Annotated in this window: 21 protein-coding genes and 1 pseudogene; 20 read left to right on the top strand and 2 right to left on the bottom strand. The window is 72.0% G+C overall.

Annotated features, from left to right (window positions below; translation table 11 throughout):
* The first annotated feature begins 4 nt into the window (after window positions 1–4).
* The 20 genes and pseudogenes from ACVW2K_RS18180 to ACVW2K_RS18085 all read left to right on the top strand — a co-directional run bounded on the left by ACVW2K_RS18180 (window position 5) and on the right by ACVW2K_RS18085 (window position 21,824).
* Window positions 5–1,510: a UDP-N-acetylmuramoyl-L-alanyl-D-glutamate--2,6-diaminopimelate ligase gene (locus ACVW2K_RS18180; RefSeq protein ID WP_457203472.1), complete on the top strand. Its 1,506-nt coding sequence runs from the start codon at window positions 5–7 to the stop codon at window positions 1,508–1,510.
* Window positions 1,507–2,853 (top strand): UDP-N-acetylmuramoyl-tripeptide--D-alanyl-D-alanine ligase, encoded by a 1,347-nt coding sequence (locus ACVW2K_RS18175; protein ID WP_457204091.1) that lies wholly within the window; start codon window positions 1,507–1,509, stop codon window positions 2,851–2,853. Before ACVW2K_RS18180 ends, ACVW2K_RS18175 begins: the two co-directional genes overlap by 4 nt.
* On the top strand, window positions 2,850–3,944 hold the full coding sequence (gene mraY / locus ACVW2K_RS18170) for a phospho-N-acetylmuramoyl-pentapeptide-transferase (protein WP_028635943.1): 1,095 nt from the start codon (window positions 2,850–2,852) through the stop codon (window positions 3,942–3,944). Before ACVW2K_RS18175 ends, mraY begins: the two co-directional genes overlap by 4 nt.
* Window positions 3,944–5,395, top strand: coding sequence for a UDP-N-acetylmuramoyl-L-alanine--D-glutamate ligase (gene murD, locus ACVW2K_RS18165; protein ID WP_457203471.1), 1,452 nt, complete (start codon window positions 3,944–3,946; stop codon window positions 5,393–5,395). The genes mraY and murD overlap by 1 nt, the downstream gene beginning before the upstream one ends.
* Before the next feature lie 25 nt (window positions 5,396–5,420).
* Window positions 5,421–6,659, top strand: a complete 1,239-nt coding sequence (gene ftsW / locus ACVW2K_RS18160; RefSeq protein ID WP_028635941.1) for a putative lipid II flippase FtsW — start codon at window positions 5,421–5,423, stop codon at window positions 6,657–6,659.
* A gap of 11 nt (window positions 6,660–6,670) precedes the next feature.
* Window positions 6,671–7,744 carry an undecaprenyldiphospho-muramoylpentapeptide beta-N-acetylglucosaminyltransferase gene (murG, locus tag ACVW2K_RS18155; RefSeq protein ID WP_457203470.1) on the top strand — a complete coding sequence of 358 codons (1,074 nt, stop codon included), beginning with the start codon at window positions 6,671–6,673 and terminating at the stop codon, window positions 7,742–7,744.
* The gene (locus tag ACVW2K_RS18150) at window positions 7,741–9,078 is read left to right on the top strand and encodes a UDP-N-acetylmuramate--L-alanine ligase (RefSeq protein WP_457203469.1); all 1,338 of its coding nucleotides are present in this window, start codon (window positions 7,741–7,743) and stop codon (window positions 9,076–9,078) included. The genes murG and ACVW2K_RS18150 overlap by 4 nt, the downstream gene beginning before the upstream one ends.
* Entirely contained in the window at window positions 9,075–9,806 is a 732-nt protein-coding gene (locus ACVW2K_RS18145) for a cell division protein FtsQ/DivIB (protein WP_457203468.1), read from the top strand. The genes ACVW2K_RS18150 and ACVW2K_RS18145 overlap by 4 nt, the downstream gene beginning before the upstream one ends.
* 210 nt (window positions 9,807–10,016) lie before the next feature.
* A pseudogene (gene ftsZ / locus ACVW2K_RS18140) lies at window positions 10,017–10,964 on the top strand (cell division protein FtsZ); the annotation flags it as partial.
* A gap of 254 nt (window positions 10,965–11,218) precedes the next feature.
* Entirely contained in the window at window positions 11,219–11,905 is a 687-nt protein-coding gene (locus ACVW2K_RS18135) for a polyphenol oxidase family protein (RefSeq protein WP_028635936.1), read from the top strand.
* A complete protein-coding gene (locus ACVW2K_RS18130) occupies window positions 11,902–12,600 on the top strand; it encodes a YggS family pyridoxal phosphate-dependent enzyme (RefSeq protein ID WP_457203467.1) in 699 nt (232 codons plus the stop codon). The genes ACVW2K_RS18135 and ACVW2K_RS18130 overlap by 4 nt, the downstream gene beginning before the upstream one ends.
* 37 nt (window positions 12,601–12,637) lie before the next feature.
* Window positions 12,638–13,126, top strand: coding sequence for a cell division protein SepF (locus ACVW2K_RS18125; RefSeq protein WP_028635934.1), 489 nt, complete (start codon window positions 12,638–12,640; stop codon window positions 13,124–13,126).
* 28 nt (window positions 13,127–13,154) lie between these two features.
* A complete protein-coding gene (locus ACVW2K_RS18120) occupies window positions 13,155–13,448 on the top strand; it encodes a YggT family protein (protein ID WP_457203466.1) in 294 nt (97 codons plus the stop codon).
* Window positions 13,449–13,550: 102 nt separating this feature from the next.
* Window positions 13,551–14,300: a DivIVA domain-containing protein gene (locus tag ACVW2K_RS18115; protein WP_036569365.1), complete on the top strand. Its 750-nt coding sequence runs from the start codon at window positions 13,551–13,553 to the stop codon at window positions 14,298–14,300.
* A 161-nt stretch (window positions 14,301–14,461) separates the two neighbouring features.
* Complete coding sequence (locus tag ACVW2K_RS18110; protein ID WP_457203465.1) at window positions 14,462–15,352, top strand: TraR/DksA family transcriptional regulator; 891 nt, start codon at window positions 14,462–14,464, stop codon at window positions 15,350–15,352.
* A complete protein-coding gene (lspA, locus tag ACVW2K_RS18105; RefSeq protein ID WP_036569213.1) occupies window positions 15,325–15,894 on the top strand; it encodes a signal peptidase II in 570 nt (189 codons plus the stop codon). The genes ACVW2K_RS18110 and lspA overlap by 28 nt, the downstream gene beginning before the upstream one ends.
* The gene (locus ACVW2K_RS18100; protein ID WP_036569211.1) at window positions 15,894–16,829 is read left to right on the top strand and encodes an RluA family pseudouridine synthase; all 936 of its coding nucleotides are present in this window, start codon (window positions 15,894–15,896) and stop codon (window positions 16,827–16,829) included. The genes lspA and ACVW2K_RS18100 overlap by 1 nt, the downstream gene beginning before the upstream one ends.
* Window positions 16,819–17,526 (top strand): GNAT family N-acetyltransferase, encoded by a 708-nt coding sequence (locus ACVW2K_RS18095; protein ID WP_051548636.1) that lies wholly within the window; start codon window positions 16,819–16,821, stop codon window positions 17,524–17,526. The genes ACVW2K_RS18100 and ACVW2K_RS18095 overlap by 11 nt, the downstream gene beginning before the upstream one ends.
* Window positions 17,527–17,730: 204 nt before the next feature.
* Window positions 17,731–21,324 carry a DNA polymerase III subunit alpha gene (dnaE, locus tag ACVW2K_RS18090; RefSeq protein ID WP_231496114.1) on the top strand — a complete coding sequence of 1,198 codons (3,594 nt, stop codon included), beginning with the start codon at window positions 17,731–17,733 and terminating at the stop codon, window positions 21,322–21,324.
* Window positions 21,309–21,824 (top strand): hypothetical protein, encoded by a 516-nt coding sequence (locus ACVW2K_RS18085; protein ID WP_457203464.1) that lies wholly within the window; start codon window positions 21,309–21,311, stop codon window positions 21,822–21,824. Before dnaE ends, ACVW2K_RS18085 begins: the two co-directional genes overlap by 16 nt.
* Here the strand turns inward: ACVW2K_RS18085 and ybaK are convergent.
* Together ybaK and ACVW2K_RS18075 are read right to left on the bottom strand one after the other, a co-directional pair.
* Window positions 21,811–22,284, bottom strand: coding sequence for a Cys-tRNA(Pro) deacylase (ybaK, locus tag ACVW2K_RS18080; RefSeq protein ID WP_457203463.1), 474 nt, complete (start codon window positions 22,282–22,284; stop codon window positions 21,811–21,813). The two genes, ACVW2K_RS18085 and ybaK, sit on opposite strands and share 14 nt — an antisense overlap.
* Window positions 22,284–22,949, bottom strand: coding sequence for an LON peptidase substrate-binding domain-containing protein (locus ACVW2K_RS18075; RefSeq protein ID WP_028635926.1), 666 nt, complete (start codon window positions 22,947–22,949; stop codon window positions 22,284–22,286). Before ACVW2K_RS18075 ends, ybaK begins: the two co-directional genes overlap by 1 nt.
* Window positions 22,950–23,015 lie beyond the last annotated feature (66 nt).

Here is a 23,015-nt window from a genome sequence, read left to right as displayed (position 1 = left end):
CGTGGTGAGCGACTCCACCCGGCCCGACGCACCTGCGCGGACGCCGCTCCCGACCGTCGCGGCCTGGCTCGACGCGGGCCTGCGCGGCGACGCCGAGGGCGTCGAGGTCACCGGGATCTCGCTGTCCTCGCAGCGGATCCGGCCCGGTGACCTGTACGCCGCCCTGCCCGGCTCCCGCGCGCACGGGATCGAGTTCGCGGCCGCCGCGGTGCGGGCCGGCGCCGTCGCCGTCCTGACCGACCCCGCCGGCGCGGATGCGGTGTCCGTCGACGTGCCGCTCCTCGTCGTCGACCAGCCCCGCGCGGTGCTCGGCCGGCTCGCGGCGCGGCTGTACGGCGAGCCGGCGGCCGCGATGCGGATGGTCGGCGTCACGGGCACGCAGGGCAAGACCACGACCACACGCCTGCTGGAGAGCGGGCTGGCCGGCGCCGGCGTCCCGGCCGCCGTGATCGGCACCGTCGGCACCCGGGTCGGCGGCGAGGACGTGAGGACCACGCTCACCACGCCCGAGGCGCCGGACCTGCACGGGTTGTTCGCGATGATGCGCGAGCGCGGGGTGCAGGCGTGCGCGATGGAGGTCTCCAGCCACGCGCTGGTGATGGGACGCGTGGACGGGGTCGTCTTCGACGTCGCGGTGTTCCTCAACCTCGGCCGCGACCACCTCGACTTCCACGCCGACGTCGAGGACTACTTCCTCGCCAAGGCGTCGCTGTTCACCCCTGGTCGCGCCCGGCTCGGGCTGGTCAACGTCGACGACGAGCACGGCCGGCGGCTGGTCCGCGAGGCGACGGTCCCGGTGCGCACCTTCTCCGCCACCGGGGCGGAGGCGGACTGGCGGGCCGGCGAGGTCCAGCTGAGGCCGGACGGCTCGACGTTCGTGGTCACCGGGCCGGAGGGTGAGACCTTCGCGGCCGGCTGCCCGCTGCCCGGCGGCTTCAACGTCGCCAACACGCTGGCTGCCGTGGCCGCCGCCGGTGAGGCCGGGCTCGACGCGCCCGCGGTCGCGGCTGCCATCGCGGCGGGCGGCGGCGTACCCGGGCGGCTCGAGCGCATCGAGGCCGGCCAGGACTTCGTGGTCGTCGTCGACTACGCCCACAAGCCGGACGCCGTCGAGGCCGCGATCGGGACCCTGCGCCCGCTGACCGACGGTCGCGTGATCATGGTGCTCGGCGCGGGCGGGGACCGGGACCCCGGCAAGCGCCCGATCATGGCGGGGATCGCCGCGCGGCTCGCGGACCTCCTCGTCGTCACCGACGACAACCCGCGCACCGAGGACCCGGCCGCGATCCGGGCCGCCATGCTCGCGGGTGTCGGGGACGACGCGGGTGGCGAGGTGCTCGAGGTCGGCGACCGGCGGCTCGCGATCCGCGAGGCGGTGCGCCGGGCCCGGCCCGGCGACATCGTGCTGATCGCCGGCAAGGGCCACGAGACCGGCCAGGAGGTCGACGGCGTGGTACATCCCTTCGACGACCGCGAGGTCGCCCGGGAGGAGCTCGCGTGCTTGCGATGACCCTGCAGGAGATCGCCGAGGTCGTGGGCGGCACCGTCCACGGCGACCCGGATCTCGTGGTCGACGGCCCCGCGTTCCTCGACAGCCGGAAGGCCGAGCCGGGCGGGCTGTTCGTGGCGGTCGTCGGCGAGCACGTCGACGGTCACGAGTACGCCGCCGGGGCGCACGCCGTGCTGGGCAGCCGGCCGATCGGCGCACCGACCGTCGTCGTCGGCGACCCGGAGACGGCGCTCGCGGCGCTCGCGCGTCACGTCGCGCGCCGCCTCGACGCGACGGTGCTGGCGCTGACCGGTTCGCAGGGCAAGACCGGGACCAAGGACTACCTCGCGCAGGTGCTCGCCGCGGCGGGCCCGACCGTCGCCACCGCGGGCAGCTTCAACAACGAGCTCGGCCTGCCGCTCACGGTGCTCCGCGCGGACGCGGGCACCGAGTTCCTCGTGCTGGAGATGGGCGCCCGCGGCATCGGCCACATCGCCTTCCTCTGCGAGATCGCACAGCCGTCCATCGCCGCCGTGCTCAACGTCGGCACGGCGCACCTCGGCGAGTTCGGGAGCCGAGAGGCGATCGCGATCGCGAAGGGCGAGATCGTCGAGGCGCTGCCGTCCACGGGCACCGCCGTCCTCAACGCCGACGACGAGCTCGTGGCCGCGATGGGCGCTCGCACGTCCGCGACGGTCCTGACCTTCGGCGCCGCCGGCGACGTCGCGTGGCGGGGCGTCGAGCTGGACGACCTGGGCCGACCGTCGTTCGAGCTGGGGCACGCGGGGGAGTGGCGGCCCGTGCGGCTCACGCAGTCCGGCCTCCACCAGGTCGCGAACGCCACCGCGGCGGCGGCGATGGCGGTCGCCGCCGGTGTCGCGCTGGCGACGGTCGCCTCGGCGCTCAGCACGGCGACGGCGGCGTCGCCGATGCGGATGGAGCTGCACGAGCGCGGCGACGGGCTGCTGGTCGTCAACGACGCCTACAACGCCAACCCCGCCTCCATGACCGCGGCGCTCGAGGCGCTGGTCGCGATCGGCGCGCGCCGGTCCCGGCGCACGGTCGCGGTCCTCGGCGAGATGCGCGAGCTCGGCCCGACGTCGTACGACGAGCACGTGGGTGTGGGGCGCACCGCGGCCGACCTGGGGGTGGACCTGCTCGTGGTCGTCGGCGAGGGCGCGGCCGGCATCGCCGTCGGCTTCGGACGCGAGACGATCGTCACGGCGGGGCGTGCCGAGGCACTGGCGTGGGTGCGGGAGAATGCGTCGGGCGCCGATGTCGTGCTGGTCAAGGCATCGCGCGGCGCCGCGTTGGAGACGATCGCTGAGGGTTTGCTGGTGGAGGGAGACGGAACCGCGCCATGAGAGCCATCCTGCTCGGCGGCGGCCTCGCCCTGCTCGTCTCGCTGCTCGGCACCCGGGTCGCGATCACGCTGTTCACCCAGTGGGGGTACGGCCAGGAGATCCGCGACGACGGTCCGACCAGCCACCACACCAAGCGCGGCACGCCCACGATGGGGGGCGTCGTCATCATCCTCGCCACCGTGATCGGCTACTTCGCCGCGAAGCTGATCACCCAGGACATGCCGACGGCCTCGGCGCTGCTGCTGCTGTTCCTGTTCGTCGGCACCGGCCTGGTCGGCTTCCTCGACGACTTCATCAAGATCTCCAAGCAGCGGAGCCTGGGCCTGCGCAGCAAGGCGAAGATGATCGGGCTGACCGTGATCGCGCTGGTCTTCGGCGCGCTCTCGCTGTCGCCGTGGCTGGAGGACGACCGCGGCCAGACCCCGGCGTCCAAGCACATCTCGTTCATCCGCGACATCGGCTGGATCACGCTGCCGACCGTCGTCGTGCTGGTGCTGATCTGGCTCGTCATCGCCGCCACGTCGAACGGCGTGAACCTCACCGACGGCCTCGACGGGCTCGCCAGCGGTGCGTGCGTGATGGTCTTCGGCGCCTACATGTTCGTGAACATCTGGCAGAACAACCAGTGGTGCGGCCAGTCCGGCCTCGACCAGCCCAACCTCTGCTACGAGGTCCGGGACCCCCTCGACCTCGCGGTGGTCGCCGCCGCGATCACCGGCGCGTGCTTCGGGTTCCTCTGGTGGAACGCGTCGCCCGCCGCGATCTTCATGGGCGACACCGGGTCGCTCGCACTCGGCGGGGCGCTCGCGGGGCTCGCGATCCTCACCCGCACCGAGCTGCTGCTGATCATCCTCGGCGGGCTCTTCGTCCTCGAGACGGTCTCGGTGATGCTCCAGGTCACGACGTTCAAGGTCACCAAGAGGCTGACCGGGACGGGGCGGCGGGTCTTCCGGATCGCGCCCGTCCACCACCACTTCGAGATGCTCGGCTGGGAGCAGGTGACGGTCGTGATCCGGTTCTGGATCATCACCGGCATCTGCGTCGCCGCCGGCCTCGGCATCTTCTACGCCGAATGGGTCGCGGGCATCTGATGGACCCGCGCAGTCTCGGACGCCACGACTCCTGGGAGGGTGTCCACGCGGTCGTCGCGGGCTTCGGCGTGTCCGGGTTCGCCGCCGCCGACAACCTCAACCACCTCGGCGCGCGGGTGGTCGCGCTCGACGAGTCCGAGGCGGGCGACCGCCCCCAGAAGGCCGAGCTCCTGGAGGTGCTGGGCGCCGACGTCCGCCTGGGGCTCGGGAGCACCGCGACGCTGCCGGACGACGCCGACCTGCTCGTCACCTCGCCCGGCTGGCGGCCGGACGCGCCGCTGCTGGCGCAGGCGCGAGCGCGCGGCGTGCCGGTCTGGGGCGAGGTCGAGCTCGCCTGGCGGTTGCGCGACCCGAACCACCACACCCCCTGGCTCTGCGTCACCGGCACCAATGGCAAGACCACGACCGTGCAGATGCTCGACGCGATCCTGCGCGCCGCCGGCCTGCGCAGCATCGCGGTCGGCAACGTCGGCCTGCCGATCGTCGAGGCCGTGATGGACCCCGAGCCGTACGACGTCTTCGCCGTCGAGCTCTCCAGCTTCCAGCTGCACTACACCGACTCGATGGCCGCGGAGTCGGCCGCGGTGCTCAACGTCGCCGAGGACCATCTCGACTGGTACTCCTCGATGGCGGACTACGCGGCCGACAAGGGCCGCATCTACGAGCGGGTCAGCCGGGCCTGCGTCTACAACGTCGCCGACCCCGAGACGGAGCGCCTGGTGCGCGAGGCCGACGTCGTCGAGGGGGCACGGGCCGTCGGCTTCACCCTCGGGATGCCCGGCGTCGGCATGCTCGGCGTCGTCGAGGACATCCTCGCGGACCGGGCGTTCATCGAGCAGCGTGAGTCGAGTGCGGCGGAGCTGTGCACGATCTCCGACCTCGCCTCGCCCGCGCCGCACAACGTGCAGAACGCCCTCGCGGCCGCCGCGCTGGCCCGGGCCCACGGCGTCTCCCAGGCCGCGGTCCGCGAGGGGCTCCGCAACTTCCGTCCCGACGGCCACCGGATCGCGGTCGTCGGGGAGCGCGACGGCGTCACCTGGGTCGACGACTCGAAGGCCACCAACCCGCACGCCGCCCAGTCGTCGCTGCAGGCCTACGACCCGGTCGTCTGGGTCGCCGGAGGCCTGGCCAAGGGTGCGCGCTTCGACGAGCTCGTCCTCGCGGTGCGCGACCGGCTGCGCGGCGTCGTCCTGCTCGGCCGGGACCGCGACGTGATCGCGGGTGCGCTTTCGCGACACGCCCCCGATGTGCCCGTGATCGTGGTCGGTGCCGACGAGACTGGTCCCGTAGACGGTGTGCATGCCATGGAGCGTGCCGTGGGGGCCGCAGCCGAGTTGGCTCGACCCGGCGACACGGTCCTGCTGGCTCCCGGGTGCGCGTCCATGGACATGTTCACCAACTACGCCGAGCGCGGCGACGCGTTCGCAGACGCCGTACGCCGCAGGCTCTAGCCGGCTCGACCCCGAGGAGGACGCGATGACCACCGCGGACCCCCTCGACCAGACGCGGCGCCGCTCCGCCCTCGGGAGCTGGTACGCGTCGGTCCGCGAGGCGCTCGACCGCCCGCTCACGGCGTACTACCTGCTGCTCGGCGCCTCCGGGCTGCTGCTCACCATCGGGCTCGTCATGGTGCTCAGCGCGTCGAGCGTCTACTCCTACGAGCAGAACGGCAACTCCTACGCGGTCGTCGAGCGGCAGCTGGTCTGGGTGCTGATCGGCATCCCGTGCGCGTTCGTCGCCTCGCGGCTGCCGCACTCGCTGATCCGGCGGTTCGCGTGGCTCGGCCTGTTCACCTCGATCGTGCTGCTCGGCCTGACCCAGACCGGACTCGGCCGTACGGTGAACGGCAACCAGAACTGGCTCGGCGTCGGGCCGTTCGTCGTCCAGCCCGCCGAGATCGCCAAGCTCGCGATCGTGCTCTGGGCGGCCCACGTGTACGCGATGAAGGACAAGCGGCTGGGCAGCTTCCACGAGGTCTTCATGCCCGTGGTGCCCGGCCTGCTCGCGGTCATCGGACTGGTCGTCTTCGGCAAGGACCTGGGCACCGCGCTGGTGCTCTTCGCGATCCTGCTGGCGATGCTGTGGGTGGTCGGCGCTCCCGGCCGGCTCTTCACGTTCGCGCTGACCATCGTGGGCGTGGTCGCGATCGGGCTCGCGTCCACGAGCTCGGAACGGCTGCAGCGGATCACGAACTTCGCGGATCCGTTCAAGGACTACCACAACGCGGGCTGGCAGCCCGCGCACGGACTGTTCGCGCTCGCCAGCGGCGGCATCTTCGGCGAGGGCATCGGCGCCAGCCGGCAGAAGTGGGGCGAGCTGCCCGAGGCGCATACCGACTTCATCTTCGCGGTGCTCGGCGAGGAGCTGGGGCTGGTCGGCACGCTGCTGGTGATCGCGCTCTTCCTCACCATCGCCTACGCCGCCATCCGGGTCGCGGCGCAGACCAAGGACTCGTTCGTCCGGTACATGACCTTCGGCATCGTGGTCTGGCTCCTCGGCCAGATGATCATCAACGTCGGCATGGTGCTGGCCCTCCTCCCCGTCATCGGCATCCCGTTGCCGCTGGTGTCGTACGGCGGCTCGGCCCTGGTGCCCTCGCTCGTCGCGCTCGGCATCCTGGTCGGCTTCGCACGCCGCGAGCCCGAGGCCGCGCGCGCCCTGGCGCAGCGCAGGAAGGCCCGCTCCGCCGGACTGTCGGCGGGTCGCGTCTCCTAGGGTTGACCGCGATGCGCGTACTCCTCGCCGGCGGCGGCACCGCCGGCCACACCTCACCCCTGCTCGCCACCGCCGACGCCCTGCGTCGCCTGGCGCCCGGCGTCGAGGTCACCTGTCTCGGCACGCCGCGCGGCCTGGAGAACAAGGTCGTCCCCGAGGCGGGCTACCCGCTCGAGCTGATCCCGCCGGTGCCGCTGCCGCGCCGCCCCAACGCCGACTTCTTCAAGGTCCCCGTCCGGCTCCGCGCCGCGGTGCGCGAGACCCGCGCGGTGCTCGATCGAGTGCGGCCCGACGTCGTCGTCGGGTACGGCGGCTACGTCTCGATGCCGGTCTACCTCGCGGTCCGCAAGGGCCAGGTCCCGCTGGTGATCCACGAGCAGAACGCCGTCCCCGGCCTGGCGAACAAGGCCGGTGCCAGATTCGCCGAGCGGGTGCTGGTGAGCTTCCCGGACACCCCGCTGAGGAAGGCGGAGTACGTCGGCCTGCCGATCCGCACGATGATCTCCGGCCTCGACCGGGCCGCGCGGCGCGCCGAGGCCCGGGCGTTCTTCGGCCTCGACCCCGACCGCCCCACGCTGCTGGTCACCGGCGGCTCCCAGGGCGCCCGCCGGCTCAACCAGGCGGTCTCCGGAGCAGCGGCCTCGCTGGCCGCGGCCGGCGTGCAGGTGCTGCACGCGCAGGGCAAGCACGGTGGCGCCACGCCGGGCGCGACCGACCTGCCGTACGTCGTCGTCGACTACATCGACCGGATGGACCTCGCGTACGCCGCCGCCGACCTCGTCGTCTGCCGGGCGGGCGCCTCCAGCGTGACCGAGGCCGCCGCCGTCGGCCTGCCCGCGGTCTTCGTGCCGCTGCCGATCGGCAACGGCGAGCAGGAGAAGAACGCCGCGCCCGTGGTCGCCGCGGGCGGCGGGCTCCTGGTGCGGGACGCCGACCTGACGACGGAGTGGGTCGTCGCGAACATCCCGGACCTCGCCGCCGACACCGCGAGGCTGGCGGCGATGGGCGCTGCGGCCGCGGCCCTGATCCCACGCGACGCCGACGAGAGGCTCGCGCGCATCGTCCTCGAGGCGGCGCGTCCGTGAAGGTGCCCGTCCCGGACGAGATCCTCCCCGCCGACCGGCTCGGCCACGTCCACTTCGTCGGCCTCGGCGGGGCCGGCCTGTCCGGCATCGCCCGGATCATGCTGGCCCGCGGCATCTCGGTGAGCGGCAGCGACGGTGCCGACTCGCCGGCGCTGGCCGCCCTGCGGGCGCTGGGCGCCTCCGTCTTCGTCGGGCACTCCGCATCCCAGCTGGGCGACGCGGACACGGTGGTCGTGTCGACGGCGGTCCGTGCGGACAACCCGGAGTACGCCGAGGCCGTCCGCCGCGGGCTGCGCGTCCTCCCGCGGTCGGCGGCGCTGGCCGCGGTGATGGCCGGGCGTCGCGTCGTCGCGGTCGCGGGCACGCACGGCAAGACGACGACCACCTCCTTGCTCACGGTCGCGCTGCAGGCGGCGGGCGCGGACCCGACGTACGCGATCGGCGGCGACCTGGCGGCCACCGGCGTGAACGCCGCAGAGGGCACCGGACTCGACTTCGTCGCGGAGGCGGACGAGAGCGACGGTGCGTTCCTGCACTACGCGCCGTACGCCGCGATCGTCACGAACGTCGAGGCCGACCACCTCGACCACTGGGGGACCGAGGAGGCCTACCGGCGCGCGTTCGAGGACTTCGCCGACACCGTCGCGCCCGACGGCTTCCTGGTCTGCTGCGTGGACGACCCGGGGGCCGCCGCGCTCGCGTCGCGTGCGGAGGACCGGGGCCGGCGGGTCGTGCGGGTGTCGGCGTCGTCGCCCGGCCTGCTGACGGACGTCACGCTCTGGTCGCCGGGGGAGCACTACCTCGTCGACGCCCTGGCGGCGCTGGCCGCCGGTGTCGCGCTGGGCTACGACGCCGACGACCTGGTGCGCGGCATCGCGGCGTACACCGGCACCAAGCGCCGGATGGAGCTCAAGGGCGAGGCCGGGGGAGTGCGCGTCTACGACAGCTACGCGCACCACCCGACCGAGATCGCCGGGGACCTGCAGGCCGCGCGGGCGCTCGCCGGGTCGGGCCGGGTCGTGGTGGGCTACCAGCCGCACCTGGTCTCGCGCACCCGGATCTTCGGTGTGCAGATGGGCGAGGCGCTGGGTGCCGCGGACGAGGTCGTCGTGCTCGACGTCTACCTCGCCCGCGAGGACCCGGACCCGGACGTGACGGGGGCGATGGTGGCGGCCGCCGTACCGCTCCCGGCCGATCGGGTGGCGTTCGTGCCGTCGTTCGACGACGTCGCCGCGGCGCTCGTCGCCCGGGCCCGGCCCGGCGACCTGGTGCTCACGCTGGGCGCGGGCACCGTGACGGCGATCGGCCCTCGGGTCCTGGAGCTGCTGGGATGACCGAGACGTCGACCGACCTGCGCACCCGGAAGCGGTTCGCGCGCCGCCAGTGGGCCCGCCGGTGGCTGAACTGGAAGCCCGTGCTCGCGGTGGTGCTGGTCCTGGTCCTCCTGGTCGGCACCGTCTGGCTGGTCTTCTTCTCCTCCTACCTCTCGGTCACGGGCGTCGACGTGCACGGCGCCCGGCTGCTCTCGGACAGCCAGGTCCGCCAGGCGGCCGCGGTGCCCGAGGGCCAGGCCCTCGCCCGGGTGGACCTCGAGCGGATCCGCACCCGGGTCGAGGCGCTCGCCGCCGTACGCTCCGCCGACGTCTCGCGCGAGTGGCCGGACCAGGTCCGCATCGACGTCACCGAGCGCGTCCCCGTCGCGGTCGTCGAGATCGCCGGACAGCTGCGCGGCATGGACGCCGACGGCGTGGTGTTCCGCGACTACGCCCAGGCCCCACCCGACCTCCCGCGTGTGGTGACCGGCAACGACACCGGGAACGCCGCCCTGCGCGAGGCCGCCCTCGTCGTCGCCGCCCTGCCCGCCGACCTGGCCGCGAAGATCGACCACGTCGAGGTCGAGACCGTCGACGAGATCACCCTCGACCTCCGTGACGGTCGGACCGTCCGCTGGGGGAGCTCCGCCGACTCCGATCTCAAGGCCGAGGTGCTCGCCCAGCTCCTGGTCGCCCGCAAGGCCCAGACCTACGACGTCTCCGTCCCGGGTCAGCCGACCACGAAGTAGGAGCAGCGCCCGCACCCACCGGCGTGTCTCCATCGATCGAGCGCGGCGGCTGCCTAGTGTCGTGACCACGGCGAGGTTGACATAACTATAACCCTCAGGCTGAGGGTCAGAGTTAACGGACAGGCCGACGCCGACTTCCCCGAGTCACGCAGACACACCCGAGACACAGCACATCGACCAGCATCCGACGAGCAGCGAAGGGCGAAAGCCGTGGCAGCAGCGCAGAACTACCTGGCCATCATCAAGGTCGTGGGCATCGGCGGTGGTGGTGTCAACGCCGTCAACCGGATGATCGAGGTCGGCCTCAAGGGCGTCGAGTTCATCGCGATCAACACCGACGCACAGGCGCTCCTCATGAGCGACGCCGACGTGAAGCTCGACATCGGTCGTGAGTTGACCCGCGGGCTCGGCGCCGGGGCGAACCCCGACGTGGGCGCCCGGGCGGCGGAGGACCACGCCGACGAGATCGAGGAGGTCATGAAGGGCGCCGACATGGTGTTCGTGACCGCCGGCGAGGGCGGTGGCACCGGCACCGGCGGCGCACCCGTCGTGGCCCGGATCGCCCGGAGCCTCGGCGCCCTGACCATCGGCGTCGTGACCCGGCCGTTCTCGTTCGAGGGCCGGCGTCGCGCCAACTCCGCCGAGGAGGGCATCGCGCAGCTGCGCGAGGAGGTCGACACCCTCATCGTGATCCCGAACGACCGGCTGCTCTCGATCAGCGACCGCAACGTCTCGGTGCTCGACGCGTTCAAGCAGGCCGACCAGGTGCTGCTCCAGGGCGTCTCGGGCATCACCGACCTGATCACCACGCCCGGACTGATCAACCTCGACTTCGCGGACGTGAAGTCCGTGATGTCGAACGCTGGCTCCGCGCTGATGGGCATCGGCTCGGCCCGGGGCGAGGACCGCTCCGTGGCGGCGGCCGAGATGGCGGTGTCGAGCCCGCTCCTCGAGGCCAGCATCGACGGAGCGCACGGCGTGCTGCTCTCGATCGCCGGCGGCTCCGACCTGGGCCTGTTCGAGATCAACGAGGCGGCCGCGCTGGTCGCCGAGGCCGTGCACGCCGAGGCGAACATCATCTTCGGCGCGACCATCGACGACGCGCTCGGCGACGAGGTGCGGGTCACGGTCATCGCGGCCGGGTTCGACGGCGGCCAGCCGAAGCGTCGTGACGAGGGCGCCGTGCTGCGCCGCGACACCCGGCCGGCCCAGGCCCCCTCCGAGACGAAGGCGCCGGCGCAGGCCGGCCCCGCCGCCCCGCCGGCGGCCGACAGGGACAAGGGCCGGAACCAGGACCGCGAGAAGGAGAAGGAGAAGGTCGGCACGACCGCTTCCCAGGCCAGTACGCCGCGACCCGCTCCGCACCAGGTGCAGTTCGACGACGACGACCTGGACGTGCCCGACTTCCTCAAGTGACCTTCCTCTTCCAGGACACCGTGCCGGTCACGACCGGCACGGTGTCGGTCGCGTTCACCGACCGCACCCTCGACCTCGGCGACCTCGCGACGGACCACGTCCGTGGCGCGGCTCTCGCGACGGTCGCGGCCGAGACCGGCGCGACGCCGTACCTGATGCACCAGGTGCACGGCACCGCCGTCCACCTCGTCGATGGCTCGTACGAGGCGGCGCCGGACGCGGACGCCCTGCTCACCACCGAGCCGGGGATCGCACTGCTCGCGCGCGCGGCCGACTGCGTGCCGGTGCTCCTGGTCGCCGCCGGCGGCGAGATCGGGGCGGTGCACGCCGGCCGGGAGGGCGTACGCCGGGGCGTCGTCACCGCCGCCGTCGAGCGGCTGCGCGAGCTCGGCGCGACCGGTCTCCGGGCCTGGGTCGGGCCGCACATCTGTGGCCGCTGCTACGAGGTGCCCGAGGAGCTGCGGGCCGAGGTCGCGGCGGCCGTGCCCGAGACCGGCGCCACCACCAGCTGGGGCACTCCTGCCCTCGACCTCGGTGCCGGCGTCCTGGCCCAGCTCGCCGCGGCCGGCGTACCCGCGACCGAGGTCGGCGGCTGCACCCGCGAGGACGAGAGCCTGCACTCCTACCGCCGCGACGGCGTGGCCGCCGGCCGGCTCGCGGGCGTGGTCTGGAGGAGTGCATGACCCGCCAGGAGCAGGTCGCCTCCGGGCTCGAGGTCGTCCGGGGCCGGATCGCGGGCGCCTGCGCCGACGCCGGCCGCGACCCGGGCGAGGTCCGGCTCGTCGTGGTCACCAAGTTCTTCCCGGCCTCCGACGTCCGGATCCTCGCCGACCTCGGCATCACCGACGTGGGGGAGAACCGTCACCAGGAGGCCCAGGCGAAGGCAGCTGAGTGCGCCGACCTCGGGCTCACCTGGCACTTCATCGGCGGCCTGCAGAGCAACAAGGCGGCGGCCGTCGCGTCGTACGCCGACGTCGTCGAGTCCGTCGATCGCGCGAAGCTGCTCACCGGCCTGGACCGCGGCGCGCACGAGCGTGACCGCGCCCTCGACGTCCTGCTCCAGGTCAGCCTCGACCCGCCCGGGCGGGAGGGCCGGGCCGGCGTCGACCCCGACGGGCTGGCCGCCCTCGGCACCGCGGTCGCCGCGGCCGGCATGCTCCGGCTGCGGGGGCTGATGGCCGTCGCGCCGCTCGGTGAGGATCCGGCGTCCGCGTTCGAGCGGCTCGCCGGGATCCGCGGTGACTTCCTCGCCGACCACCCCGACGCGACCTGGCTGTCGGCCGGGATGAGCGGCGACCTCGAGCACGCCGTCCGGGCTGGCGCGACACACGTGCGCATTGGCTCGGCGGTCCTCGGTTCGAGGCCACAGGTCAAGTAATGTCCCAACCACCACACCACCACCGGAGGGCACAGTCATGAGCGGCGCTATGCGCAGGATCGGCGAGTACCTCGGCCTGCTCGAGGACACCGGCCGGTACGACGACGAGTACGCCTACGAGGGCGAGTACGAGACCCAGGAGACCGCTCCTGTCCGTGCGCCGAAGCGCGAAGTGCGTCCCGCACCCGTGTCCGACATCTCCGAGCGCCGGCGTCCGGCTCCCGGACCGACCGGAGTGGTGGCCGAGCTGTCCCGCATCACGACCCTGCACCCGCGCACCTACAACGAGGCGCGCACCATCGGCGAGAACTTCCGCGAGGGCACGCCGGTGATCATGAACCTCTCCGAGATGGACGATTCCGACGCCAAGCGGCTCGTCGACTTCGCGGCCGGGCTGGTGTTTGCCACGCGTGGCACGATCGAGCGCGTCACCAACAAGGTGTTCCTGCTCTCGCCGCCGAACGTGACGGTGGCCGCCGAGGACAAGCAGCGGATCGTCGCAGGCGGGTTCTTCAACCAGAGCTGACGCCGTCCAGAGCGAGGATCCGTCGTACGTGAATGTTGCCGGTGGCTTGATCGAGGCCGTGCTGTGGTTCTTCATCGCCCTGCTGTGGGTCCGGTTCGTGGTGGACTGGGTGCAGGTGTTCGCGCGGGCGTGGGTGCCCCACGGCGTGCTCCTGGTGGCGCTCGAGGGCGTGTACTCCACCACGGATCCGCCGATCAAGGCGCTGCGCCGGGTGATCCCGCCACTGCGGATCGGGAGCATCTCGCTCGACCTGAGCTTCCTGATCGTGATCATCGCCGCGTACGTCCTGCTCCGGGTCAACCGCGAGATTTTCCTGGCCTGAACCGGCCGGGAGCAGGGGAGCGCCGGCGCCGATGAGCCGGTCACCTGTGCAAGCGCTATTGTTCGACCGACAGTAACTTTGACGACGAGAATGGGTGAGGTCATGCCGCTGACGCCTGAGGACGTGAGCAACAAGCGCTTTACTCCCGTCCGGCTCCGCGAGGGCTACGACATGGGTGAGGTCGACCAGTTCCTCGACGAGGTGGAAGCCGAGCTGGCGCGTCTCACGAAGGAGAACGACGACCTCAGGGCGAAGCTGTCCACGGCCCAGGGTGGCGTCTCGACCGAGACGGCCCCGCAGCCGCGCGCCGAGGAGAAGGCACCCGAGCCGACGCCGGCGCCGGAGCCGGAGGTGGTCGCCACGCCGGCCCCCGTGGTCGCCGCGACCCCCGTCGAGACGATCCGGGTCGAGACCGTCCCGCAGGCCTCGAACGCCGCGGCTCGGCTGCTCGAGATCGCGACCCGCAACGCCGACGAGCTCGTCGAGGACGCGAAGAACGAGGCCGACAAGATCGTCGGCGAGGCCCGCACCAAGGCCGAGCGCCTGGAGTCGGAGTCGAAGACCAAGGCCGACCGCCTCGAGTCGGATGCCCGCACCCGTGCCCAGATGCTCGACTCGGAGACGGCCGAGCGCCGTCGCCAGATGTTCGGGGACCTCGAGCGCGAGCGCGACATCCTGAACGGCGAGGTCGAGAAGCTCCGCTCCTTCGAGCGCGAGTACCGCTCCCGCCTCAAGAGCTACTTCAGCCAGCAGCTGGAGGCGCTCGGCAGCGGCACGTCCGACGGCCCGGCGGGCGAGGACACCCCGGCACCGAAGCGGTTGCGCTCGATCCTCGGCGAGGACGACGCCTGACCGCCGTACCATCGCTTGGCGCGAGCGGCCGGCCCCCGAGGGGGCCGGCCGCTTTCGCATTCCGCGGTGTGGCTGATTTGAGGCCCTTGGAGTCACCGGCTACCCTCCCCGCACACGCTGTGGTTGAAGCCACAGTCGCCGAGGCCTGAGGAGGCCCGACCATGGCTCGCAGCACGAGGAAGTCGCTCGCTGGGCAGGCGGCCTCCGCCGCTCGCAAGGTGATCGGCCGCAAGCCGGCCGCCAAGGCAGCCACGCCGGCCAAGAAGGCGGTCCCGAAGGCCACGTCGACGAGGAACGGCGCCGTGGCGAAGGCCACTCCGACCAAGAGGACGGTCGCCGCCAAGGCTCCGGCGAAGAAGGCGGCGCCGGCGAAGAAGGCGGCTCCGGTCAAGAAGGCGACCCCGGCGAAGAAGGCGACCCCGGCGAAGAAGGCGGCTCCGGTCAAGAAGGCGGCTCCGGCGAAGAAGGCGACCCCGGCGAAGAAGGCGACCCCGGCGAAGAAGGCGGCTCCGGTGAAGAAGGCGGCGGCACCCGTGAAGAAGGCGGCTCCGGCGAAGAAGGCGGCGGCACCGGTCAAGAAGGCGGCTCCCGCGACGAAGGCCGTGCCCGCGAAGAAGGCAGCCCCGGCCAAGAAGGCCGCTCCGCGCAAGGCCGCCCGCAGCTCGCTTGTGGTCAAGGAGGGCGAGGGCGCCTGGACCAAGGCCGAGCTCAAGGAGCTCGTCGCCGAGCTGCACGAGCAGCTCGAGCACAGCCGCTCGATCGTCGAGGCGCAGGAGACCGAGCTCAGCGGCCTGATGCGCGACTCCGGCGACGGGGCCGGCCAGGACCAGGCCGACCTCGGCGCCACCAGCTTCGAGCGCGACCACGAGCTCACCGTGCTCAACAGCGAGCGCGACAAGCTGGCCCAGATCGAGCGCGCGCTCGCCCGGATCGACGACGGCACGTACGGCGTGTGCGAGTCGTGCGGCAACCCCATCGGCAAGATGCGGCTCATGGCGTTCCCCCGTGCCACACTGTGCATGACATGCAAGCAGCGCGAGGAGCGTCGCTGACCGGCGACGAGAACGACAGCGGAACGACCCGTCCCCACGGCCCTCGCGGCCGGTACCTCGCGGTCTTCGCCGCGGTCGCGATCGCGGCGTACGCCGTCGACGTCGTCGCCAAGGTGGTCGCGGTCGAGAAGCTGACGGACCGCGCCGACGTCGAGGTCGTGGGGGATCTGTTCGTCCTGCACCTGGTGCGCAACCCGGGCGCCGCCTTCAGCACCGGCACCGCCTACACCGAGGTGTTCAGCGTCGTGGCGATCGCCGCCGTGCTGGTGATCGCGTGGTTCTCGCGGAAGCTCGGCAACGCCGTCTGGGCGGTCGCGTTCGGCCTCCTGATGGCGGGCGTCGCCGGCAACCTGACCGACCGGCTGGTCCGCGCGCCCGGTCCGCTGCGTGGGCACGTCATCGACTTCTTCATGCTGCCGCACTGGCCGGTCTTCAACGTCGCTGACATGTGCATCGACGTCGCGGCCGCGCTGATCCTGGTGCAGGTCTACCGCGGCATCCGGCTCGACGGCAGTCGCGCATCCCGGGAGGGCGCGACGTGATGGCCGCCGCCGACCACCGGGTCCTGTCGGTGCCCGAGAGCCTGGACGGTGAGCGGGTGGACGCCGCCATGGCGCGCCTGTTCGGGCTGTCCCGCACCCGGGCAGCCGACCTGATCGCCCGCGGCAACGTCGAGCTCGACGGCAGGGCGGTCGGCAAGAGCGACCGGGTCGTCCCGGGCGCCGTGCTCGACGTGCGGATCCCTGTCGAGGCCAACCCCCTCGAGGTCGTCCCCGAGGTCGTCGAGGGGATCAAGATCATCCACGACGACGACGCCATCGTGGTGATCGACAAGCCGGTCGGCGTCGCCGTGCACCCCTCGCCCGGCTGGTCCGGGCCGACGGTGGTCGGGCACCTCGCCGGTGCCGGCTTCCGGATCTCGACCAGCGGCGCCTCGGAGCGGCAGGGCATCGTGCAGCGACTGGACGTCGGGACCTCGGGGGTGATGGTGATCTGCAAGTCCGAGCACGCCTACTCCGTGCTCAAGAACGCGTTCCGCCACCGGACCGTCGACAAGGTCTACCACGCGCTGGTCCAGGGCCACCCGGACCCGCTCGAGGGCACCATCGACGCGCCGATCGGGCGCCACCCGCGCGCGGACTACAAGTTCGCGGTGATGGCAGACGGCCGGCACAGCGTCACCCACTACGAGACGCTCGAGGCGCACCGCTTCGCCAGCCTGCTCGAGATCCACCTCGAGACCGGGCGCACCCACCAGATCCGGGTCCACATGGCCGCGCTCAAGCACCCGTGCGTGGGCGACCTGACCTACGGCGCGGACCCCTCGCTCGCCAGGCGGGTCGGCCTCGAGCGGCAGTGGCTGCACGCCGTGCGCCTCGGCTTCGAGCACCCCGACTCGGGGGAGTACGTCGAGTACGAGACCGCGTATCCGGAGGACCTCGCGCACGCGCTCGAAGTGATCCGCGATGCCGACTGACGAGCTCCAGCTGCGACCGGCGACCGCCGACGACCTGCCGGCGATCGCGAACATCTACCTGCTGGTCCGCACCGCCGCGGTTCCCGCGATGCCACCCCAGATCCACACGCCCGACGAGGTGCACGCCTACGTCGGCGGTTGGGACCTGGCCCGCCGGGACGTCTGGCTCGCCGAGCTGGACGGCCGCCCGGTCGGGTTCCTGGTGGTCGAGGACGCCTGGCTGAACTCGCTGTACGTGCTGCCCGAGGCCGCGGGCCACGGTGTGGGCAGCGCCCTGCTCGACGTCGCGAAGGGCCTGCGCCCGGAGGGGTTCTGCCTCTGGGTGTTCGAGAGCAACCTGCCGGCCCGCGGCTTCTACCAGCGGCGTGGCCTGGTCGACCTCGAGCACACGGACGGATCCACGAACGAGGAGCGGTCGCCCGACCTGCGGATGGCCTGGCCGGGGCAGGACCCGCTGGCGTTCTACCGGCGCCTGATCGACGAGGTCGACGAGCAGCTCGGTGACCTGCTGGCCCGGCGCGCCGCGCTCACCCACGCGGTGCAGGCGCACAAGGACGACTCGTCCCGCGATCCCGAGCGCGAGCAGGAGATCGCCGCCGCGCTGGCACGGCGCGCGCCCGCGCTCGGCCACGACCGGCTGTCGCGGATCGTGCACGCGATCATCACCGAGAGCCTGGACGCCGCCACCGAGCTCTGAGCTGCCCTGATCCGAGCGTGCGAGGATCAGGACCCAGCAGCCAGGTCGAGTAGCCGCGCGAGCGAGGCACGAGCTCGCGACCGGCGTATCGAGACCGGTATCTGTCGGCTGTCGGTGCGTCCCCCTACCGTGGGTCTCGCGGTCGCGTAGGCTGGCGCCCTTCCCCAACAGCGGCGCCACGACGCGACCGTGGCTCTGTGCAGCATGCCCGAAGATCGACTCGAGGAGTGGCCCGCGACCATGGCCAACGGCGCCCAGGACTCGTTCGTCCACCTCCACGTGCACACCGAGTACTCCATGCTCGACGGGGCCGCCCGGCTCCAGGCGATGGCGGAGCGCACGGCCGAGCTGGGGATGCCCGCGATCGCGATGACCGACCACGGCAACGTGTTCGGCGCCTACGAGTTCTACCGCAAAGCGAAGGCGGCCGGGGTCAAGCCGATCATCGGCATCGAGGCCTACTTCACGCCCAACATCAGCCGGTTCGAGCGCAAGGGCGTCAACTTCTACGGCGGCGGCCCGGACGACGTCTCGGCGCGCGGCGCCTACACGCACATGACGCTGCTCTCGGAGACCACCGAGGGCATGCACAACCTGTTCCGGCTGAGCACTGGCGCCTGGCGCGACGGCTTCTTCAAGCAGCCGCGCATGGACCGCGAGCTGCTCGCCCAGCACGGCAAGGGCATCATCGGCACGACTGGCTGCCCGTCGGGCGAGGTGCAGGTGCACCTGCGGCACGGCCAGTACGACGCCGCCCGCAAGGTCGCGGGCGAGTTCCAGGACATCCTCGGCAAGGAGAACTACTTCCTCGAGCTGATGGACCACGGGCTCGACATCGAGAACCGCGTCCGCGACGGGCTGCTGCGGCTCCACAAGGACCTCGGCATCCCGCTGCTCGCGACCAACGACTCCCACTACGTGATGCGGGAGGACGCGCCCTCCCAGGAGCACCTGCTCTGCATCAACTCGGGCTCGACGATGGACATCCCGGCCGGCGACGGGCCGGGGCAGCGGTTCGCGTTCTCCGGTGACGGCTACTACATCAAGTCGGCCGAGGAGATGCGCGCTCTCTGGGTCGACAAGCACGGCCTCCGGGAGGCCTGTGACAACACGCTGCTGATCGCCGAGCGGTGCGACGTCTCCTTCACCGAGGGCAACGGCACCTTCATGCCCCGGTTCCCCTGCCCGCCCGGGGAGAACGAGGACTCGTGGCTGGTCAAGGAGGTCGAGACCGGCCTGAGCCGGCGCTACCCCGCGGGCGTGCCGGACAAGGTCCGCAGGCAGGCCGAGTTCGAGATCGGCGTGATCACCCAGATGGGCTTCGCGGGCTACTTCCTCGTGGTCGCGGACTTCATCAACTGGGCAAAGGACCACGGCATCCGGGTCGGCCCCGGGCGTGGCTCGGGCGCGGGCTCGATGGTCGCTTACGCCATGCGGATCACCGACCTGGACCCGCTCGAGCACGGCCTGATCTTCGAGCGCTTCCTCAACCCCGACCGCGTCTCGATGCCCGACTTCGACATCGACTTCGACGAGCGCCGGCGCGGCGAGGTGATCAGGTACGTCACCGAGAAGTACGGCGACGACCGGGTCTCCTACATCGTCACCTACGGCACCATCAAGGCGAAGCAGGCGGTCAAGGACTCCAGCCGGATCCTCGGCTACCCGTTCGCGATGGGCGACCGGATCACCAAGGCGATGCCCGCCGCGGTGATGGGCAAGGACGTCCCGCTCCAGGAGATCTTCAACTCCGAGCACAAGCGGTACGGCGAGGGCGGCGAGTTCCGCTCGCTCTACGACGCCGACAACGACGTCAAGCGCGTGGTCGACACCGCGATCGGGATCGAGGGCCTCAAGCGGCAGTGGGGCGTGCACGCAGCCGGCGTGATCATGTCCAGCGAGCCGCTGCTCGACATCATCCCGATGCTCAAGCGGCCCGCCGACGGGGCGATGATCACGCAGTTCGACTACCCCACCTGTGAGGCCCTCGGCCTGATCAAGATGGACTTCCTGGGGCTGCGCAACCTCACGGTGCTCGACGACGCGGTCAAGAACATCAAGGCGAACCGGGGCGAGGACATCGTCCTCGAGGACCTGGCGCTGACCGACGAGGCGACGTACCGCCTGCTCCAGCGTGGCGACACCCTGGGCGTCTTCCAGCTCGACGGCGGCCCCATGCGGGCGCTGCTGCGCAGCATGCGCCCGGACACCTTCGAGGACATCTCCGCGGTCGGCGCGCTCTACCGGCCCGGCCCGATGGGCGCGGACTCCCACAACAAGTACGCCCGCCGCAAGACCGGCCGCGAGCCGGTCGAGGCGATCCACCCCGAGCTGGCCGAGCCGTTGGCGGACATCCTGGGGGAGACCTACGGCCTGATCGTCTACCAGGAGCAGGTCATGGCGATCGCCCAGAAGCTCGCGGGCTACAGCCTCGGGCAGGCGGACATCCTGCGCCGGGCGATGGGCAAGAAGAAGAAGGAGGAGCTGGACAAGCAGTTCGAGGGCTTCTCCGCCGGCATGCGCGAGCGGGGCTACTCCGCCGGTGCCGTCAAGACGCTCTGGGACATCCTGCTGCCGTTCTCCGACTACGCCTTCAACAAGGCGCACTCCGCGGCGTACGGCCTGGTGTCGTACTGGACCGCCTACCTCAAGGCGAACTACCCGGCCGAGTACATGGCCGCGCTGCTGACCTCGGTGAAGGACGACAAGGACAAGTCGGCGATCTACCTCAACGAGTGCCGCCGGATGAAGATCCAGGTGCTGCCGCCGGACGTCAACGAGTCGGCCCACAACTTCACCCCCGTCGGCCACGACATCCGCTTCGGCCTGACCGCCGTGCGGAACGTCGGCGCCAACGTCGTCGACGGGATCGTCGCGGCCCGCGAGGAGAAGGGCCGCTACGAGACGTTCAACGACTTCCTCGAGAAGGTCCCGGCCCAGGTCTGCAACAAGCGGGTCATCGAGTCGCTGATCAAGTCCGGCGCGTTCGACGACATGAAGCACCGGCGCCGTGCGCTGGTGGCGGTGCACGAGACCGCCGTGGACCAGTACGTCGACATCAAGCGCAACGAGGCGATCGGGCAGGACTCGCTGTTCGGCGGGCTCGACGACGCGGACGGCGGCTTCGGCGTCTCGGTCGCGATCCCGGAGATCGACGAGTGGGACAAGACCACCCTGCTCGGCCACGAGCGCGAGATGCTCGGTCTCTACGTCTCCGACCACCCGCTGCTCGGCCTCGAGCACGTCCTGTCGAACAGCTCCGACTGCACCATCGGCCAGCTGATGCTGGACGAGGAGCGTCCCGACGGCGCCTCGATCACGATCTCCGGCCTGGTCACGACCGTGCAGCGCAAGATCACCAAGCGTGGTGACGCCTGGGCGATGGTGACGCTGGAGGACCTGGACGGCGCCATCGACGTCCTGCTGTTCCCGAGCGCCTACCAGCTCGCCGGGCCGCACCTGGTCGAGGACGCGATCATCACGGTCCGGGGCCGGCTGTCGCGCAGCAAGGACCAGCCGGAGATCCACGGCCAGGAGGTGTCCGTCCCGGACCTGTCCGACGGCCCGTCCGGACCGGTGGTGATCAGCCTCCCGTCGACCAGGTGCACGCCACCGGTGGTCGAGCAGCTGAAGGACGTGCTCGGCACCCACCCCGGCATGACCGAGGTGCGCCTGCGACTCTTGACCCGTGAGCAGACCATGGTCATGCGCCTCGACGACCGCCTGCGGGTCAGCCCGAGCCCCGCGCTCTTCGCGGACCTCAAGCAGCTGCTGGGGCCCGGATGCCTGACGGGCTGAAGCCGGCGCTGCTGCAGGTCGGCCTCGCCGTCATCGTCCTCGCCGTCACCGGCGCGCTCGCGGGCGTGGTGTGGGAGTGGGTCTGGACCGCGCCCATCGGCGTCGTGGTCGACCACAAGTGGGTCGCGCTCGACGAGGCCAGCCTGCGCGGGCAGTTCTCCGCCACCGGCCTGTACGTCGTCGTGGGCTCGGTCGCCGGGCTCGTCGGCGGCGCGCTGGTCGCGTTGTTCCTCGACCGGGTGCCGATCGCGACCCTGATCGGCGTGACGGTCGGCTCGCTCCTCGGCGCCGCCCTGATGTACCGCGTCGGCGTCCTCCTCGGCCCGTCGGACCCGACGAAGGTGGCGCTCAGCCAGAAGCAGGGCGCGCACCTGCCCGCCCAGCTCTCGATCTCGGGCGGCAGCCCGTGGGTCGCGCTCCCGGCCGCCGCCCTGGTCGCGCTGGCGCTGGTGTTCATCGGCCTGTCGGCCGTGCACCGGTCCGAGGTCACCGCCGACTGATCCCGGCGACGGTCGCGCCGGTGACCCGCACGAGGTCCGCCGGCGCGATCCCCAGGTCGAGCCCGCGCCGCCCGCCGGAGACGTACACGACCGCGAAGCCCGTCGCGCTCTCGTCGAGCACCGTCGGGTGGGGGCGCTTCTGACCGATCGGCGAGATCCCGCCGGCGACGTACCCGGTGGCGCGTTCGGCCGCGGCGACGTCGGCCATCGCGGCCCGGCTCCCGCCGCTCGCCCGAGCCAGGGCCTTGAGGTCGAGCTGGCCGGAGACCGGGACGATGCCGACGGTGAGCTTCCCGTCGACGGTGGCCACCAGCGTCTTGAGGACGCAGCCCGGGTCGAGCCCGAGCGCCGCCGCGGCCTCGAGGCCGAAGGACTCCGCACGCGGGTCGTGCTCGTACTCGTGCACGCTGAAGTCGATGCCGGCGCGCGTGAGCGCGACCGTGGCGGGCGTGCCTGCCATCAGTTCGGTGACCAGCGGGTGCGCGCGACCTCGGTCGCCGGCAGCGACGGGATCACGTTCATCGCGCGGAGCTCCGCACGCAGCAGGTCGGTGACCATGACCAGCCGCACCCCGGCGTCCTCGGCCTCCAGCAGTGCCTGACGCTCGGGCATCGGCAGCGGCGCGACGGCGGCCAGCGTCCACGAGAGGTACGTCGGGTCGCGGGGGAGCGACCCGGAGTACGGGTCCGCCCGGATGTCGGCGAGCGCGGCGCGGTACGCGGTGAACGCGATCCGCGCCTTCTCCAGGACGGCCTCGGCGACCTGCGCCTCGGGGTCGGGACGATCGGTGACGTGGCCCACCGGGAAGAGATCGCCCGGGTCGAGGCTGTCCAGCTGGATCCGTTCCAGGCCGACGGCGACCACCTCGAACGTGCCGTCGGCGTTCTCCTCGATCTCCGTGAGCTGCATCCGGACGCCGACCCGGTAGAGCGACTGGGCCCCGTGCTCGCCGACCTCGTAGCCCTCGCGGATGCCGACGGTCCCGAAGACCCGGTGCGCGGGGTCGGGGATGCGCTTGAGGTGGTGGACCAGCGCGCGGTACCGGTCCTCGAACACGGTCAGCGGCACGGTCACGCCGGGAAAGAGCACCGCGTTCAGCGGGAACATCGGCAGTGGGTCGGCCACGAGCCCAACCTAGGCCACGACACCCGCCCCGGACGCCCGCCCCCGCGGCGTTTCCCGGTCTGCGGT

Source organism: Nocardioides sp. HB32, assembly GCF_054058995.1.
Note: the sequence above shows the minus strand (reverse complement) of the source record. Positions and strands in the feature narration are given on the sequence as shown.